General features: G+C 60.5%; 12 protein-coding genes. 6 read left to right on the top strand and 6 right to left on the bottom strand.

Annotated elements, in window-relative coordinates; all coding sequences use genetic code 11:
* Nucleotides 1-57: 57 nt before the first annotated feature.
* On the bottom strand, nt 58-243 hold the full coding sequence (locus IFT59_RS02845) for a Flp family type IVb pilin (protein ID WP_062460949.1): 186 nt from the start codon (nt 241-243) through the stop codon (nt 58-60).
* Nucleotides 244-704: 461 nt separating this feature from the next.
* Between IFT59_RS02845 and IFT59_RS02840 the strand changes: the two genes are divergently transcribed.
* On the top strand, nt 705-2,228 hold the full coding sequence (locus IFT59_RS02840; protein WP_192086039.1) for an outer membrane beta-barrel protein: 1,524 nt from the start codon (nt 705-707) through the stop codon (nt 2,226-2,228).
* 393 nt (nt 2,229-2,621) lie between these two features.
* Entirely contained in the window at nt 2,622-3,899 is a 1,278-nt protein-coding gene (gene fucP / locus IFT59_RS02835; protein ID WP_244474112.1) for an L-fucose:H+ symporter permease, read from the top strand.
* A gap of 81 nt (nt 3,900-3,980) precedes the next feature.
* On the opposite strand, the gene galU is transcribed toward fucP, so the two are convergent.
* On the bottom strand, nt 3,981-4,868 hold the full coding sequence (gene galU / locus IFT59_RS02830; protein ID WP_062460958.1) for a UTP--glucose-1-phosphate uridylyltransferase GalU: 888 nt from the start codon (nt 4,866-4,868) through the stop codon (nt 3,981-3,983).
* A 198-nt stretch (nt 4,869-5,066) separates the two neighbouring features.
* Here galU and IFT59_RS02825 point away from each other — a divergent pair, with 198 nt between their 5' ends.
* The 3 genes from IFT59_RS02825 (at nt 5,067) to IFT59_RS02815 (ending at nt 8,602) form a co-directional block, all read left to right on the top strand.
* Nucleotides 5,067-6,287, top strand: a complete 1,221-nt coding sequence (locus IFT59_RS02825) for a lytic murein transglycosylase (protein WP_082472037.1) — start codon at nt 5,067-5,069, stop codon at nt 6,285-6,287.
* 109 nt (nt 6,288-6,396) lie between these two features.
* The gene (locus IFT59_RS02820; RefSeq protein WP_113109917.1) at nt 6,397-7,563 is read left to right on the top strand and encodes an SGNH/GDSL hydrolase family protein; all 1,167 of its coding nucleotides are present in this window, start codon (nt 6,397-6,399) and stop codon (nt 7,561-7,563) included.
* Between the two features lie 118 nt (nt 7,564-7,681).
* Complete coding sequence (locus tag IFT59_RS02815) at nt 7,682-8,602, top strand: alpha/beta fold hydrolase (RefSeq protein ID WP_192086038.1); 921 nt, start codon at nt 7,682-7,684, stop codon at nt 8,600-8,602.
* Between the two features lie 21 nt (nt 8,603-8,623).
* Here the strand turns inward: IFT59_RS02815 and IFT59_RS23050 are convergent, their stop codons facing one another.
* The 4 genes from IFT59_RS23050 to gltB all read right to left on the bottom strand — a co-directional run bounded on the left by IFT59_RS23050 (nt 8,624) and on the right by gltB (nt 15,539).
* Nucleotides 8,624-9,082: a hypothetical protein gene (locus IFT59_RS23050; RefSeq protein WP_249407466.1), complete on the bottom strand. Its 459-nt coding sequence runs from the start codon at nt 9,080-9,082 to the stop codon at nt 8,624-8,626.
* Between the two features lie 83 nt (nt 9,083-9,165).
* Nucleotides 9,166-10,620: a glutamate synthase subunit beta gene (locus IFT59_RS02805; RefSeq protein ID WP_062582335.1), complete on the bottom strand. Its 1,455-nt coding sequence runs from the start codon at nt 10,618-10,620 to the stop codon at nt 9,166-9,168.
* 15 nt (nt 10,621-10,635) lie between these two features.
* A complete protein-coding gene (locus IFT59_RS23245) occupies nt 10,636-10,767 on the bottom strand; it encodes a hypothetical protein (protein WP_274598243.1) in 132 nt (43 codons plus the stop codon).
* A gap of 35 nt (nt 10,768-10,802) precedes the next feature.
* Nucleotides 10,803-15,539, bottom strand: coding sequence for a glutamate synthase large subunit (gene gltB, locus IFT59_RS02800; RefSeq protein ID WP_192086036.1), 4,737 nt, complete (start codon nt 15,537-15,539; stop codon nt 10,803-10,805).
* A 477-nt stretch (nt 15,540-16,016) separates the two neighbouring features.
* Between gltB and IFT59_RS02795 the strand changes: the two genes are divergently transcribed.
* Nucleotides 16,017-17,069 carry a threonine aldolase family protein gene (locus tag IFT59_RS02795; protein WP_113109752.1) on the top strand — a complete coding sequence of 351 codons (1,053 nt, stop codon included), beginning with the start codon at nt 16,017-16,019 and terminating at the stop codon, nt 17,067-17,069.
* Nucleotides 17,070-17,071: the final 2 nt, after the last annotated feature.

The following is a 17,071-nucleotide window of genomic DNA, read 5'->3' as shown; positions in this document are numbered from 1 at the left end:
AACGGAGCCCCCTCGAATGTCGAGACGGCTCCTTCTATGGCATTTCGCAGACTGCAATCAGCAAGTGGTGGCACTTCCGTCGCAGGTGAGCTTTCCTGCTATGTTGCTGAACTGGTTATTCAAAGCGCCGCCGAGCGTTGTTGCGCCGGCAATCAAAGCAACGGAAATAAGTGCGGCAATGAGGCCATATTCGATGGCAGTCGCGCCCGACTCATCCTTCATCATGCGTGCAAGAATTGACATATAACTCTTCCCTGACTCGCCCCCTCGGAACGGAATTGCTCCGATATCAAGTTTCTATACTTGAACTGTAGATACATTTTCTTAATGCGCTTCAACAAATCCAATGTGTGTAAATGTCACGTTTGACTTGGTTAAATCACCGTAAACGCGCGAATTCGCCAGCCTTGGGCAACCGGCGTTTGTGCCCTGCGACCATCCATGCGCGCTGGGAATGTTCATGCAAATGTAGTGGCATCTCCTGGCGAGTGGACGGATAGCGTGAAGGGCAGTCGCGCAGCCCCACGCGGCCGGTTTCACCAACTGTTAACCATAAACTAACCCTTTCGAGGCATACTTCGCGATAAATCCGACAAGGTGACATTCGTGTTTCAAAGCATACACTTAGCCAGGACGGACCTGTGGATGCGGAGCGACGCTGTACTTTGCCTTTGGATCAGCTTTTCCGATTTCCGGGCAGTCCGATGATTATCAGCAGGACAAAAGCCACGACGCTTTCGTTGCGCGGCCGTGCGTATGGACTGCTGCTTGCCGGCTCGGCGCTGATCCTCCCGACGGCTGCCGTTTCGCAGAGCCTTTTTCCAGACAGCGGCAGCGCGCTTCCAGCCATTCCCAGCAGCCAGGTCGGAACAGCCGGAACATCGACGATTACCCGCAACACCCCGACTGCACCGGTCGGCGGGACGATTCCCGGCGTAGTCGCCGTCGCCGGAGACGAACGGGCCGCCGATACGACGGCGCAACAGAGTGCGGCCGCGCGTGTTCAGGAGCCGGAAGTCGATCTCAACCAGCCGATCGGTCCGTCCGATCTCGAGCCGCTCGATGATGGTCCCGAGGCAATCGATCCGCAGGAGGCTCCGCGTCAAGAGGTGGATCCGACCGGCATCCGGCTCGGCACGTTCATGCTGCGCCCGTCGATCAATCAGAGCATCAACACAGAAATCACCCGCGAGAACGGATCGAAGGAAACGCGCAATTACGCGGCAACCGGGATTCGCGGAACGCTGACCTCCGACTGGTCACGGCATGCGCTGACAGTTACCGGCGAAACCACGATCGAGCACAATTTCACCAAGAGCAAGGAAGGCGAGGATCCGGAGGGCAAGATCAGCGCGGATCTGCGTCTCGATCTCGCAGACGATACCGTTGCGCATCTGACCAGCGGTTACAGCTTTACCCGTGAGGACAATGACGACCCGAACGCCGTCGGTGGCGCCGACGTCCAGTCCGGCGTGCACCTGTTCCAGACCGGGGCCTCGATCGGTCGCGACATCGGCAAGATCAGAGCACTCGCCGCCGTCAACGGCTCTCGATATGTCTATACCGAGGCAAAGCTTGCGGACGGCGGCACGCTCAACACGAAAGACCGCAATCGCAGCGGCATCGATGGTCGACTGCGCCTCGGCTATGAACTTTCGCCTGCCCTCATCCCGTTTGGGGAAATCGCATCGGGCCACACATTCTACGATCGCAAGCGCGATGCTTCTGGCTATCAGCGCTCATCGCAGACCTATGCCGCGCGCACCGGCGTCGAGTTCGATTTCGGCGAGAAACTGCGCGGCGAGTTGGGAACGGGCTATGAGGTCGTCGACTACGAGGATAACCGCCTCAAGAATGTCGGTGGCATCAGCTTTGATGGCGATGCGACCTGGTCACCACAGCGCGGCACCGACGTCAATCTCGGTCTGCGCACGACAGTCCAGGATTCCACAACGCCCGGCGAAGGCGGATGGGTGGAGTATGAGCTCACCGCAGCGCTTGCGCACGAGATGCGCGACAGCGTCGTGGCACGCCTGAGCGGCAGCACCGTGTTCCGCAACTTTGATTCCGGCAGCGAAGACGAGGTCACCTGGCTTGCCGGCGCGGGGATAACATGGGCGATCAACCGCTATCTCGATCTCACGAGCGACGTTGAATACGAGAAAACCACGGGCGGCACCGAACAGAACATCGTTCGCGCGGGCATGGGGCTGACTCTGAAGCGATAGCGTCCATCAGGCAATCACGTTTCCGTGATATCTAGCCCGGTACTGCCGCCACTCGGCGCCAATGCTTCGACATGTGTGCCTTCACAATAGGCATAAAGTACGAAGCCGCGCTAAACGGCCCGGGATCGGAATGGGTTCTGTCTCCAACATACCTTCCCGCGAACAATTATTTCCGCACTGCAGCAATCGTTGCTCGAGCTACTCCTCCAGCGCATGGCTTCTCCAGCCGATCACGCCGTCCATGCACGTTGTACAAAGCTTGCACCCGGGCTTCCGCCCACTTCCCCTCAGGACTGTGCGCAACATATAAGCGCTCACGACGAATTGTCGCAGTGCAGCATTAATGCACTCCATCGATACATCCTGATAGATTAGAGGCTCAACGTGGCTGGAATTCCAACAGACAGCGCGACCACACCGCGCACAGCAACAAGTTCGACGGCAGGTAACAATTACCGCTTCGCTCTCGTTGCCCTGACTTCCCTGTTTTTCATGTGGGGCTTTATCACCTGCCTGAACGACATTCTGATCCCGCACCTGAAGAACGTCTTCCAGCTCAACTACACCCAGTCGATGATGATCCAGCTGTGCTTCTTCGGCGCCTATTTCATCGTGTCGCTGCCGGCCGGCGCGCTTGTGAAGCGCATCAGCTACAAATGGGGCATCGTCGTCGGCCTGCTGATTGCAGCGATCGGCTGTGCGCTGTTCATCCCGGCTGCCAGCTACCGCGTCTATGCGCTGTTTCTCGGCGCGCTGTTTGTTCTGGCAAGCGGTGTCACCATTCTGCAGGTTGCCGCCAATCCCTATGTGACGGAGCTGGGCGCCCCTGAAACTGCCTCGAGCCGGCTGACGCTGACCCAGGCCTTCAACTCGCTCGGAACCACGATCGCACCGCTCTTCGGCGCCTTCCTCATCCTGTCGGCCGCGACCGGCGACATCCAGAACGCGAGCGGCGAACAACTCGAGGCCTTGCGCCTCGCAGAGGCCGATGCCGTCCGCTTCCCTTACATGCTTCTGGCAATCGCCTTCCTCGTGCTGGCCGCCGTCTTTGCAGCCCTGAAGCTGCCGCATGTCGAAACGGAAGACACGACGGTCGCTGAAGGCGGCGAACGTAGCTCCGCGTGGGCCTACCGTCACCTCGTTCTCGGCGCGATCGGCCTGTTCGTCTATGTCGGTGCCGAAGTGTCGATCGGCTCGTTCCTGGTCAATTACCTAGCAGAACCAAGCATCGCCGGCATGCCGGAATCGGAAGCCGCCCATTACGTCGCCTATTTCTGGGGCGGCGCCATGATCGGTCGTTTCGTCGGCGCCTATGTCATGCGCTTCGTCGACGACGGCAAGGCGCTGGCGTTCAATGCCGGTGTTGCGATCCTGCTCATCCTGCTCACGGTGTTTGCCGGCGGCTCGCTGGCAATGTGGTCGGTTCTCGCCATCGGCCTGTTCAACTCGATCATGTTCCCGACCATCTTCAGCCTGGCACTTAAGGGTCTTGGTCGCCACACCAGCCAGGGATCGGGCATCCTGTGCCTGGCGATCGTCGGCGGTGCCATCCTGCCGGTCGTGCAGGGCATGCTGGCCGATACGGTCGGCATCCACCTCGCCTTCCTGATGCCGGCGATCTGCTACCTCTACATCGCCTACTACGGCCTCAAGGGTCACAGGGCCGCCTGATCGAAGGCATGGATCCCTGAAACGAAAAACGCCCCCGCGATCGTCTCGCGGGGGCGTTTTCTTTTGCAGTAACGGATAGGCTTACATCAGCTTCGAGACGAGCGCCTTCAGCGGCTCTTCGATCGCCGGGCGAATGTCCGGGCGCTGCAGGGCAAAGGCGATATTGGCCATGATGAAGCCGTCCTTGGCGCCGCAGTCGTAGGTCTCGCCCTTGAAGTGGTAGCCGGCAAATTCCTGGCTCTTGGCCAGCGCCAGCATGCCGTCGGTCAACTGGATCTCGTTGCCGGCGCCACGTTCCTGGGTTTCCAGGATCTTGAAGATCTCCGGCTGCAGGATGTAGCGGCCGTTGATGAAGAAATTCGAAGGGGCCGTACCCTTGGCAGGCTTCTCGACCATCTCGGTGATCTTGAAACCGTCGCCGACGGTCTCACCCTTGCCGACGATACCGTATTTGTGGGCCTGGTCCGGATCGCATTCCTCGACCGCGAGAACGTTGCCGCCGGTCTGGTCGTAGAGTTCGACCATGCCCTTGAGGCAGCTCTTCTCCGACGACATGATCATATCCGGCAGCAGGACCGCGAAGGGTTCGTTGCCGACGATGTCGCGCGCACACCATACGGCGTGACCGAGACCGAGCGGAACCTGCTGGCGGGTGAAGCTCGCCGTACCGGCCTTCGGCAGGATATGCGAGAGCAGCGTCAGTTCGGCATTCTTGTTGCGCTCGCGCAGCATCTGCTCGAGTTCGAACTGAATATCGAAATAGTCTTCGATCACACCTTTGCCACGGCCGGTCACGAATACGAAATGTTCGATGCCGGCTTCCGCCGCTTCATCGACCACATACTGGATGACCGGCTTGTCGACGACCGTCAGCATTTCTTTTGGCACAGCCTTTGTGGCCGGCAGGAAGCGGGTGCCGAGGCCCGCAACAGGGAAGACTGCTTTACGAATTTTCCGTTCTTGTGACACTCATGCCTCCTGATGCATTTCGCTGTGCGGTTTCGGGTCTTTTGTCGGCTGTAATAAACATTTGCTACCTTTTAGCAAAGATCTGCCCCGGCCGCGCGTTTCATGGTAAAGAATTTGTTGACCCTATCCTGTTATCACATCGTTGAGCCGCATCCCGATCTCGCCATGATGGCCAGAATAAAAATGGACCGACTGCCGATGAAAAAAATCAGCCCCAATCGCTTCCGCGCAACGATCTTCTCGCTTGTCGCCGGCCTTGCCATATCGACCTGCGCGATAGATGCCCGCGCCGATGCCGGTTTCAAGACGTGGGTTGCAAATTTCTATTCGACTGCTGCCAAAAGCGGAATCAGTCGCTCGACCTATGATCGCGCCTTTGCAGGCATCAGCGGTCCCGATCAGGAAGTCCTGCGCAAGGCCGAGTACCAGCCGGAATTCAAGTCGAAAATCTGGGATTATCTCGACAGCCGCGTCAATCCCTACACGGTCAAGATCGGCCGCGAAATGGCTGCCCGCCATGGCGCGACGCTGAACGCCGTGGAGCGGCATTTCGGTGTCGACAGAAACATTCTCCTCGCCATCTGGTCGATGGAATCCAACTATGGCGCAGCTCTGGAAAACCCCGAACGTCTGCACCACGTGCCGCAGGCACTGGCGACGCTCGGCTGGGGCGATCCGAAGCGCGGCAAGTTCGCGCGCAACCAGCTGATCGCCGCCTTGAAGATTCTTCAGGCAGGCGACGTATCCCCCAAGCAGCTGACCGGTTCCTGGGCAGGCGCGATGGGCCATACCCAGTTCATCCCGACGAGCTACCTGCTCTATGCGGTCGACGCTGATGGCAACGGCAAGCGCGACATCTGGCATTCGGTTCCCGATGCGCTGGCGACCTCCGCCAACCTCCTGGCCAAGAACGGCTGGACTGCCGGCAAGACCTGGGGCTACGAATCCGTGCTTCCTGCAGGCGCCGCAAAATACGAAGGCCAGAGCAAGACCCTGGCACAGTGGGCGGCACTTGGCTTCCAGCGTCCGAACGGCAAGGGTTTTCCGCGCGGAGCAGACCGCGCGACATTGAAGCTGATGGCCGGCGCGAACGGTCCAGCCTACCTGATGCTCTCCAACTTCTTCACCATCAAGCGCTACAACGCAGCCGACAGCTACGCGCTCGCGGTCGGTCTTCTCGCCGACGAGATCGCCGGTTTCGGCGGTGTACAGCAGTCGTGGCCGCGCCCCAACGGCACGCTCGACATCAAGGAGAAGTTCGAGCTGCAGAGCCGCATGAAGGAACTCGGCTATTACGAAGGCGAAGTGGACGGCAATTTCGGCTCCGGCTCGAAGGCCGCGATCTCCGCCATCCAGAAGCGTCTCGGCATGCAGCCGGATGGTGAGCCGTCGCATTCTCTTCTCAAGGCGATCCGTTGAGGCTAGCATGCGATGCGCCGCATCGTGAACGGTGCGGCCAAAAGGCATGAAAACGATGAAGCTCTTGCGCCACAACAGGCCAAACCGACGCCTGGTCCGGACGGTATTCATGGTAGCGACCAGCCTCATGCTGTCGCTGCCATCAACCGTTTCGTTTGCCCAGGACGGCGGCGATCGGCGCAACCTGTTCAACATGCTGTTCGGTGCGCCGCGCACAGAGCGATATGAACGCTACGAACGTCCGACCCGGCGATATGACCGGCAGGATGGATCGATCATCGAGATGGCGCCACGCCGGCAAAGAAGCCGTGCCACTCCGCAGGCTGCGGTTCCCCGCGCGAGGACGGCGCCGATACCCTTTCAGCCCCAGGCCGAACCCGTCGCCAAACTGGAAACCGCCAAGAAAATACTCGTTATCGGCGATTTTCTCGCCGGCAATATCGGGGGTGAGCTGGAAACGACGTTTGCGACCTCCCCGGGGGTTTCGATCATCAGCCGCAGCGACGGATCCTCCGGCCTGGTGCGCGACGACCATTACGACTGGCTTGGCCAACTGCCGGCTATTCTCGACGAGGCCAAACCCGCGATCGTGGTCGTCATGCTGGGTGCCAACGACCGCCAGCAAATGGACACCGCCAGCGGCCGCGAGAAATTCCGCACGGATGCCTGGTTCAAACAATATGAAACCCGTGTCGCGGAGCTTGCCGGCATGATCGCGCAGCGCAAGCTGACGCTGCTTTGGGTCGGCCTGCCGGCGTTCCAGTCGCCATCGATGATGGCGGACGCGGTCACGCTCAACACGCTTTATCGGGGACAGGTGGAGAAGGTCGGCGGCGAATTCGTCGACATCTGGGACGGCTTCGTCGACGAGGACGGCAGGTTCGTCCTGACTGGCTCGGACGTCAACGGACAGCAGGTACGCCTGCGCAATTCCGACGGCATCACGCTCACCAAGCCCGGCAAGGAAAAGCTCGCCTTCTATGTCGACAAGGTCCTGCGCCGGCATCTGGGCGACATGGCAAGCCCCGATCTCGCAAAATTCGACAGCAGCACCCTCCCGCCGCTCCAGACGCTCGAATCTCCTGCCAACCCCGAAGTGCCCGTACGGCCGATCAGCCTGGTTGACCCGGAGCTGGACGGCGGCCAGGAGCTTCTGGGCGGCAATGCGCCACCGGCCCGTCTGACGGAAACGCCGCGCGACAAACTGGTCAAACGCGGCGAACTCGAGCCCGCCCCGGCCGGTCGGATCGACGACTACCGGCTCACGACCCAGTAGGTCTTTGACACGAGCGCGAGCTCTCGCCGGTAGCTTCGTGAAAAAACGTGCTACATAGTCATAAATTCCCAGTTCAGACGTGCATGGCCTAGCTGATCTCTTTTATCGGAGTGCCCGCATGAACCTGCTTTTTCGCGTTATCGTATCCACGATTCTGCTTGCGACGCCGGTCCTTGCAGACGTTCCGCCGTTTCCATCCACCTTCAGGACCCAAACTGTCCATGTCGGCAACGTAGACATCCATCTCCGGATTGGCGGCAAGGGACCTGCCGTCGTTCTGCTACATGGCTACGGCGAAACCGGCGACATGTGGGCGCCGCTCGCTGCAAAGCTCGAGATGGATCATCTGGTCATCGTTCCCGATCTTCGCGGCATGGGTCTGTCATCACACCCCGAAGGCGGCTTCGACAAGGCAAGCCAGGCCCGCGACCTGGCCACCATTCTGAACGGACTGCACATTGATCGTTTCTCGCTGGTCACGCACGATATCGGCAACATGGTGGGCTTCGCCCTCGCGACGCAGCAACCCGCCCGCGTGACCCGCTTCGCGCTGCTCGATGCGCCCGTTCCCGGCATCGGCCCATGGGACGAGATCCTGAAAAACCCGCTTCTCTGGCATTTCCGCTTCGGGGGGCCGGACATGGAGCGTCTCGTCGCCGGGCGCGAGCGGCTCTATCTGGACCGGTTCTGGAACGAATTTTCCGCCGACCCAAAGCGGTTCGACGAAGCATCACGCAAACACTATGCCGCCCTCTATGCCTTGCCCGGCGCCATGCACTCAGGCTTCGCCCAGTTCGCGGCCTTCGACCAGGATGCGATCGACAACCGCGCCTGGGCAGCCACGGGCGCAAAACTGGAAATGACCATTCTGGCCGTTGGCGGTGAAAAGTCCTTCGGGCCGGGCATGGCGGCAGTCATGCGCACCGCAGCCACGCAGGTCAGCGAAGGCGTAATCGCCGATGCCGGCCACTGGCTGATGGAAGAACAGCCGGATGCCACCGTCAAGATGATCGACGCGTTTCTCTCCAGCAGCGAGTGATGCGATCGTTAGACCAGACGCTTATCGTGGAACGCAAGTGTCCGCGTAGCAGTCGTTATGGTCGATCGTTCTGATGAACGTCTGCGCCCTTGGGATTGGATCGTGAAGATACTGATCCGGCCCCAGCATTTTGCGGAGGTTCAGTTCCAGCGTATCGAGCAGATCGAAATTGACCGCTACCATTTCGCAAGTCCAGCCAGCGCGATGACGGGACCATCCCTTTTTGTGATGGGCGAGCAGGCGTGCTCGCAAGCTGTAGCCATGGTAGTCGAAAGCGACAGTGCCATCCGTCACATAGACATGCGCCCCAGGAAATCCATCCGCCGGAACAATCCGTTCCGCATAAAAACCCGCGACGGGCGGGTGAAGCAGATAGGTACCGGCCAGAATATGGCATGCTCCATGCCCGAAGAAAATTCGGTCGGGCAGCATCCAACGACGCACGGGGTCTTTCTTGATGCCGCTTTTCAGGATGTACATTCGGCAAGCATGACCTGATTCTGCCGAAACAAAAACGCCCCTCCCCGCGAAACGGAGAGAGGCCGTTCATTTTGACATATCAGTTAGCGCGGCAGGACGCTCGATCCCATCAGCGCTTCGTCGATGGCTCTTGCTGCCTGACGGCCTTCGCGGATCGCCCACACCACCAACGACTGGCCGCGGCGAACGTCGCCGGCGGTCCACAGCTTGTCGACCGAGGTCTTGTAGTCGCGCTCGTTGGCGATGACGTTGGTCGAGCCGCGACGATCGACATTGAGCGCCAGCTTGCCGTCGAGTTCGGACAGCACGCTGTCGGTCGCGGGGCCCGAGAAGCCGATGGCGATGAAGGCGAGATCGGCCTTGATGATGAAGTCGGTGCCCGCGATCGGCTGGCGGCGATCATCCACTTCGCAGCAGCGAACGCCGGTCAGCTGGCCGTCTTCTCCGACGAATTCGAGCGTTGCTACCTGAAACTCGCGGATCGCGCCTTCGGCCTGGCTGGACGAGGTGCGCATCTTGGTGGCCCAGAATGGCCAGACGGCAAGCTTGTCTTCCTTTTCCGGCGGCTGCGGGCGGATGTCGAGTTGGGTCACCTTGACCGCACCCTGACGGAACGCGGTGCCGACGCAGTCAGACGCGGTATCGCCACCGCCGACAACGACGATATGCTTGCCACCGGCAAGGATCGGCTCGGCGGCCCAGGCGACGCTATCGATATTTTCGCGGCCGATGCGGCGGTTCTGCTGCACGAGATACGGCATCGCATCATAGACGCCGTGCAGTTCCGTGCCGGGAATGCCGGCCGGACGCGGGGTTTCGGAACCGCCGCAATAAAGCACGGCATCGAATTCCGCGGTCAGTTCTTCCACCTTCTTGTCGACACCGATATTGACGCCGTAGTGGAAGGTCACGCCTTCGCCGGTCATCTGCTCGACGCGGCGGTCGATGAAATTCTTCTCCATCTTGAAGTCAGGAATGCCGTAACGCAGCAGACCGCCGGCCTTCGATTCCCGCTCGAACAGATGCACGTCGTGACCGGCGCGCGAAAGCTGCTGGGCCGCCGCCATGCCGGCCGGACCCGAACCGATCACGGCAACCTTGCGGCCACTCTTCACCGTCGCCGGCTGCGGCACGATATAGCCGAGCTCATAGGCCTTGTCGGCAATCGCCTGCTCGACGGTCTTGATGGCGACCGGCGCATCTTCGAGATTGAGCGTGCAGGCTTCCTCGCACGGCGCGGGACAAACGCGACCCGTGAATTCCGGGAAGTTGTTGGTGGAATGAAGGTTGCGGATCGCCTCCTCCCACTTGTTGTTGTAGACGAGGTCGTTCCAGTCGGGGATCTGGTTATGAACAGGGCAGCCGGTCGGGCCGTGGCAATAGGGAATGCCACAGTCCATGCAGCGCGCCGCCTGTTTCGTCACTTCCGCATCCGACATCGGAATGGTGAATTCGCGGAAATGGCGGATACGATCGGACGCCGGCTGGTACTTGCCAACCTGCCGGTCGATTTCCATGAATCCCGTAACTTTGCCCATAGTCTTTCCCTCAGTTCACAGAGGCGGCCATTGCGGCCCCCAGTACCAGTAGGCGAAACCGATCACCGCCCCCAGCACCACAAATTCCAAAACTAGCGCACCATTGACCAGTGCGGCGACCGTTGGAACGGCCACGGCGATTGCCACGGCCACTCCGGCATGAACGATGCGTCCCTTGCGGTTCACTCCGCGGCCACGCCCATCCGCATCCGTTCCATTTCCACCAGTGCGCGGCGGTATTCGACCGGCATGACCTTGCGGAATTTCGGACGGAACTCGCTCCAGCGGTCGAGAATGTCCTTGGCGCGTGTCGAGCCGGTATAGTGCATGTGGTTGGAGATCAGCTGGTAGAGCCGTTCCTCGTCGTGACGCGTCATGTCTTCGGAAACGTCCACGCGTCCCTTGTGCATGATGTCGCCGCCGTGGTGGTGCAGCTTTTCCAGCATGTCGTCCTCTTCCGGAACCGGCTCCAGTTCCACCATCGCCATGTTGCAGCGCTTGGCGAAATCGCCCGTCTCGTCGAGCACGTAAGCAACACCGCCCGACATGCCGGCTGCGAAGTTGCGGCCGGTTTCGCCGAGCACGACGACGATACCGCCGGTCATGTATTCGCAGCCATGGTCGCCCACGCCCTCGACCACCGCGATGGCGCCCGAGTTGCGCACCGAGAAACGCTCGCCGGCGACGCCGCGGAAGTAGCACTCGCCGGTCGTTGCGCCGTAAAGCACGGTGTTTCCGACGATGATCGAGTTCTCGGCGACGATGTTGGAGTTTTCCGGCGGCCGCACGATGATGCGTCCACCCGACAGACCCTTGCCGACATAGTCGTTGCCGTCACCGATCAGGTCGAACGTGATGCCGCGCGCGAGGAACGCCGCGAACGACTGTCCGGCCGTGCCGCGCAGCGTCACATGGATCGTGTCGTCCTTCAGGCCCTTCTGGCCCCAGCGCTTGACGAGCGCACCGGAGAGCATGGCACCAACGGACCGGTCGACGTTCTTGATCGGCACTTCGAAGACAACAGGCTCCTTGCTATCAAGGGCCGCCTGCGACTTCTCGATCAGCTTGCGATCGAGAATGTCGTCGATCGGATGCTTCTGCCGCTCGGTCCAGTAGGTAGCAGACTTCGGAGCCTCAACCTTGTGGAACAGCTTGGTGAAGTCGAGGCCCTGCGACTTCCAATGCGCCAGCATGTCGTCCTTCTCGAGCAGCTCGGAAAGGCCGATGATCTCGTCGAACTTGGTAAAGCCAAGCGATGCGAGGATCTCGCGCACTTCCTCAGCCACGAAGAAGAAGTAGTTGATCACGTGTTCCGGCGTGCCCTTGAAGCGCTTGCGCAGAACCGGGTCCTGCGTCGCGACACCGACGGGGCAGGTGTTGAGATGGCACTTGCGCATCATGATGCAGCCGGCAGCAATGACAGGAGCCGTCGCAAAGCCGAACTCGTCGGCTCCAAGCAGGGCACCGATGATGACGTCGCGGCCGGTCTTCAGGCCACCATCGACCTGCAGCGCGATACGCGACCGCAAACCGTTCAGCACCAGCGTCTGCTGGGTCTCGGCAAGGCCGATTTCCCAAGGCGAACCCGCATGCTTCAGCGACGTCAGTGGCGAAGCACCCGTGCCGCCGTCGAAGCCTGCGACCGTGATATGGTCGGCGCGTGCCTTCGCAACGCCAGCCGCAACCGTGCCAACGCCCACTTCCGAGACCAGCTTGACGGAGATGTCGGAGGTCGGGTTGACGTTCTTCAGGTCATAGATCAGCTGCGCCAGATCTTCGATCGAATAGATATCGTGATGCGGCGGCGGCGAGATGAGGCCGACCCCCGGCGTCGAGTGACGGGTCTTGGCAACGGTCGCATCCACCTTGTGGCCGGGCAACTGACCGCCCTCGCCGGGCTTTGCACCCTGCGCCACCTTGATCTGCAGCATATCCGCATTGACCAGATACTCGGTCGTCACACCGAAGCGGCCGGATGCGATCTGCTTGATCGCCGAACGCTCCGGGTTCATCGAACCGTCGGCGAGCGGCAGATAACGATCGCTTTCCTCGCCGCCTTCACCGGTGTTCGACTTGCCGCCGATGCGGTTCATGGCAATCGCAAGCGTCGTATGCGCCTCACGGGAAATCGAGCCGAACGACATGGCGCCGGTCGAGAACCGCTTGACGATATCGACTGCGGGCTCCACCTCGTCGAGCGACACCGGCTTGCGGCCGGACCGTTCCGCCGACTTGATCTTGAACAGGCCGCGAATGGTGTTCATCCGCACCGCGCTCTCGTTCACCATTTCGGCGAATTCGCGGTAGCGATCCTGGCTGTTGCCGCGCACGGCATGCTGCAGGGTGGCGACCACATCCGGCGTCCAGGCATGGCTTTCGCCACGCATGCGGTAGGCATATTCGCCGCCGATATCGAGCGACGAGGCAAGAACCGGATCCTTGCCGAAGGCTGCACGGTGGCGGGTGACGGTTTCCTCGGCGATATGATCGAGGCCGATGCCTTCGATCGATGTCGCAGTGCCGAAGAAATACTGGTTGACCAGCTCCGTGTTCAGACCGACGGCATCGAAGATCTGGCCGCCGCAATAGGACTGGTAGGTCGAGATGCCCATCTTGGACATGACCTTGAGGATGCCCTTGCCGACCGCCTTGATGTAGCGCGAGACGATCTCGGAACTGTCCACTTCCTTCGGAAACTCGCCGCGCATATGCATGTCAGTCAGCGTGTCGAAGGCGAGATAAGGGTTGATGGCTTCGGCACCGTAACCGGCGAGAAGGCAGAAATGGTGGATCTCGCGCGGCTCGCCCGATTCGACGACGAGACCGACCGAGGTGCGAAGACCCTTGCGGATCAGATGGTGGTGCACGGCAGCTGTCGCGAGAAGCGCCGGGATGGCAATCCGGTCCGGTCCGATCTGGCGGTCGGAGAGGACGATGATGTTATAGCCGCCCTTGACCGCCGCTTCCGCACGCTCGCAGAGGCGATCGAGCATTTCCGGCATGCCTTCGGCGCCGCGCTCGATATCGTAGGTGAAATCGAGCGTCTTGGTGTCGAACCGGTCTTCCGTGTGACCGATCGAGCGGATTTTTTCGAGATCGCCATTGGTGAGGATCGGCTGGCGCACTTCCAGGCGCTTGGCGTTTGCAGCACCTTCATGGTCGAGAATGTTCGGCCGCGGCCCGATGAACGAGACGAGGCTCATGACGAGCTCTTCGCGGATCGGATCGATCGGCGGGTTCGTCACCTGCGCGAAATTCTGCTTGAAGTAGGTGTAGAGCAGCTTCGACTTTTGCGACATCGCCGAGATCGGCGTGTCGGTGCCCATCGAGCCCACGGCTTCCTGACCGGTCGTCGCCATCGGCGACATCAGGATCTTGGTGTCCTCGGATGTGTAGCCGAACGCCTGCTGGCGATCGAGCAGCGAGACGTCGCGGCGCAGCGCCCGCGGTTCGACCGGCTTCAGGTCCTCGAGGATCAGCTGCGTGCGATCCAGCCACTTTTCGTAAGGATGGCGGGTTGCAAGCGTGGTCTTCAACTCCTCGTCGGAGATGATCTGACCCTTTTCCATGTCGATCAGCAGCATCTTGCCCGGCTGCAGCCGCCACTTCTTGATGATGCTTTCTTCCGGCACCGGCAGCGTGCCGGCTTCGGACGCGAGAATAATGCGATCGTCGTCGGTGACGAGGTAACGCGCCGGGCGCAGACCGTTGCGGTCGAGCGTCGCGCCGATCTGGCGGCCATCGGTAAAGCAGACGGCAGCCGGACCATCCCATGGCTCCATCAGAGCCGCATGGTATTCGTAGAACGCCTTGCGCTCCTTCGACATTGACTGGTTGCCGGCCCAGGCTTCGGGGATCAGCATCATCATCGCATGCGCCAGCGAATAGCCGCCGCGCAGCAGGAATTCGAGCGCGTTGTCGAAGCAGGCGGTATCGGACTGACCCTCGTAGGAGATCGGCCAGAGCTTGGAAATGTCGTCGCCGAACAGCGGCGAGGACACCGATGCCTGACGCGCGGCCATCCAGTTGACGTTGGACCGCAGCGTGTTGATTTCGCCGTTATGGGCAACCATGCGGTATGGATGCGCGAGCTTCCAGGACGGGAACGTGTTGGTGGAGAACCGCTGGTGCACGAGGGCCACAGCACTTTCAAACCGCGGGTCGGCCAGATCCTTGTAATAGGCACCGACCTGATAGGCGAGGAACATGCCCTTGTAGACGATCGTCGTCGATGACAGCGACACCGGATAGAAGCCGGTTTCCTGACCACCGAACTGATCGTAGATACGGTTGGAGATGACCTTGCGAATGAGGAAGAGCTTGCGCTCGAAATCCTGATTGGTCGCGGCATCGCGGCCGGCGCCGATAAACACCTGCAGGTGATAGGGTTCGGTACCGGCAATATCCGGCGCCTTGGACAGCGAGGAGTTGTCGACGGGCACTTCGCGGAAGCCGATGAACTGCTGGCCCTCTTCGGCCGTCACATCGACGATGACCTTCTTGAAGTGCTCGATCTGATCCGGGTCGCGCGGCAGGAAGAAGTGACCGACGGCGTATTCGCCAGCCTTTGGCAGGGTGATGCCCTGCTTTGCCATTTCTTCGCGGAAGAACTTGTCGGGGATCTGCAGGAGGATGCCCGCACCATCGCCCATCAGCGGATCTGCACCGACGGCGCCGCGATGGGTGAGGTTTTCGAGAATGAACAGGCCATCCTTGATGATCTGGTGCGACTTCTGGCCCTTCATATGGGCGATGAAGCCGACGCCGCAGGCATCGTGCTCGTTGCGCGGGTTGTAAAGCCCCTGCGCTGCCGGAATACCGGAGGCAATGAATGGCAGACGCTGTTCGACGCCCGAGCCAGCTTCCGCCGCGGTTGCGGTGGCGGGCAGACAGTGCACTTCAGGAACATTCTTCGTCATTGCTATTCCTCCTGTTGGCCACTCACGATCGAGCTTGCAAACGGCGTATTCTTCATTTCACCCGAAGAAATGCCTCGTCCTTTCAGGTGGCAGACTGCGGAAGCAGGAAGCCCTTGAGAGCACGAAGCATACCCTTGAACACGTCGACGGTCACCGCTCGGAAACGAAAAACCGCCTTCATTTCAAAAATTAGGACAACAATTCTGTCCTAATTCTCGAATTTTATGACATAAGTGCCGCCTGTCTTCAATCCCCGGCCCACGAAAAAGTTAAGGCTAAACGACAGTTGATTACTGGTTGCGATGCCAGCTTGAAATAATCTTGCGCCGCAAATGACAAAACTCGGCTTTGATTACGCGGCACGAGCAGACACCGCTCATTCGGCATGTTTCCGGATTGATCAACGGTCCAAAAGGCTTATGGTCCGCCTCGCTCAAAGCCCCGCATCTTATCCCACATCGCTTGCAAGGTAACGTCATGTTCTTCGCCTCGGACAACTGGGCTGGCGCCCATCCCGCAATCAATGAACGCTTGTCGAAGGAATCCACCCGCTTTGCCGCGGCCTACGGCAACAGCGAGCTCGACCGCTCGATCGAGGCTCGCTTCAACGAGATGTTTGAACGCGACGTCGCCGTCTTCTTTGTCGCGACCGGCACGGCAGCCAATTCGCTAGCGCTTGCCAGCGTCGCCCGCCCCGGCGGCCTCACCTTTTGTCATTCCGAAGCGCATGTGATCGAGGACGAATGCGGAGCACCCGACTTCTTCTCGGGCATGCGCATGGTCGCGGTCGAGGGTCCGGCCGGCAAAATGCTGCCGGAAAACCTTGTGGAGCGCATCTCACGCTACCCGCAAGACGCCATTCACCACGGCCGCGCCGCCGCCATCACCATGACGCAGGCAACAGAAGTTGGCACGATCTATACGCTCGATGAAATCGACGCGATCGCAAAGATCGCCAAGGACAACGGTCTGCCGCTGCACATGGACGGCGCCCGCTTCGCCAATGCTCTGGTCGCGCTTGATTGCTCGCCCGCCGAGATGACCTGGAAGCGCGGCGTCGACGTGCTGTCCTTCGGCGGCACCAAGAACGGCTGCTGGTGCGCCGAGGCGATCGTGTTTTTCAATCCTGATCTCGCCAAGGATTTTGCATTCCTGCGCAAGCGCAGCGCACAGCTGTTTTCGAAATCGCGCTTTATCGCAGCCCAGTTCGACGCCTATCTGAAGGACGACCTGTGGATGGGTCTCGCCGGCCATGCCAACACCATGGCCGATCGCCTGCGCACCGGCTTCGGCGCGCTCAACAGCGCCCGGCTTGCCTGGCCGACGACATCGAACGAAGTGTTCGCGGTCCTACCGAAAGCCTCCGCCAAGGCCGCCGAAGAACAGGGCGCACGCTTCTACAACTGGCCGGCGCCCCGCGACATTCCGGAAAAGGTCAAGGCAGACGAAGTGCTCATCCGCATGGTCACATCGTTTGCGACCACGGAAGAAGACGTCGACCAGTTCCTGTCGATCTGCGCTTCCACCTAATC

The organism is Rhizobium sp. CFBP 8752, from assembly GCF_014842035.1.
Classification (GTDB): Bacteria; Pseudomonadota; Alphaproteobacteria; order Rhizobiales; family Rhizobiaceae; genus Neorhizobium; species Neorhizobium soli.
The sequence above is the reverse complement of the archived record's forward strand: the minus strand, read 5'-3'. Positions and strand labels throughout refer to the sequence as shown.

Bases quoted from the DNA above. Each gene is read 5' to 3' on its own strand.
- IFT59_RS02845 (WP_062460949.1), bottom strand. From the start codon at position 243: ATGTCAATTCTTGCACGCATGATGAAGGATGAGTCGGGCGCGACTGCC.
- IFT59_RS02840 (WP_192086039.1), top strand. From the start codon at position 705: ATGATTATCAGCAGGACAAAAGCCACGACGCTTTCGTTGCGCGGCCGT.
- IFT59_RS02825 (WP_082472037.1), top strand. From the start codon at position 5,067: ATGAAAAAAATCAGCCCCAATCGCTTCCGCGCAACGATCTTCTCGCTT.
- IFT59_RS02820 (WP_113109917.1), top strand. From the start codon at position 6,397: ATGGTAGCGACCAGCCTCATGCTGTCGCTGCCATCAACCGTTTCGTTT.
- IFT59_RS02815 (WP_192086038.1), top strand. From the start codon at position 7,682: ATGAACCTGCTTTTTCGCGTTATCGTATCCACGATTCTGCTTGCGACG.
- IFT59_RS23050 (WP_249407466.1), bottom strand. From the start codon at position 9,082: ATGTACATCCTGAAAAGCGGCATCAAGAAAGACCCCGTGCGTCGTTGG.
- IFT59_RS02805 (WP_062582335.1), bottom strand. From the start codon at position 10,620: ATGGGCAAAGTTACGGGATTCATGGAAATCGACCGGCAGGTTGGCAAG.
- gltB (WP_192086036.1), bottom strand. From the start codon at position 15,539: ATGACGAAGAATGTTCCTGAAGTGCACTGTCTGCCCGCCACCGCAACC.
- IFT59_RS02795 (WP_113109752.1), top strand. From the start codon at position 16,017: ATGTTCTTCGCCTCGGACAACTGGGCTGGCGCCCATCCCGCAATCAAT.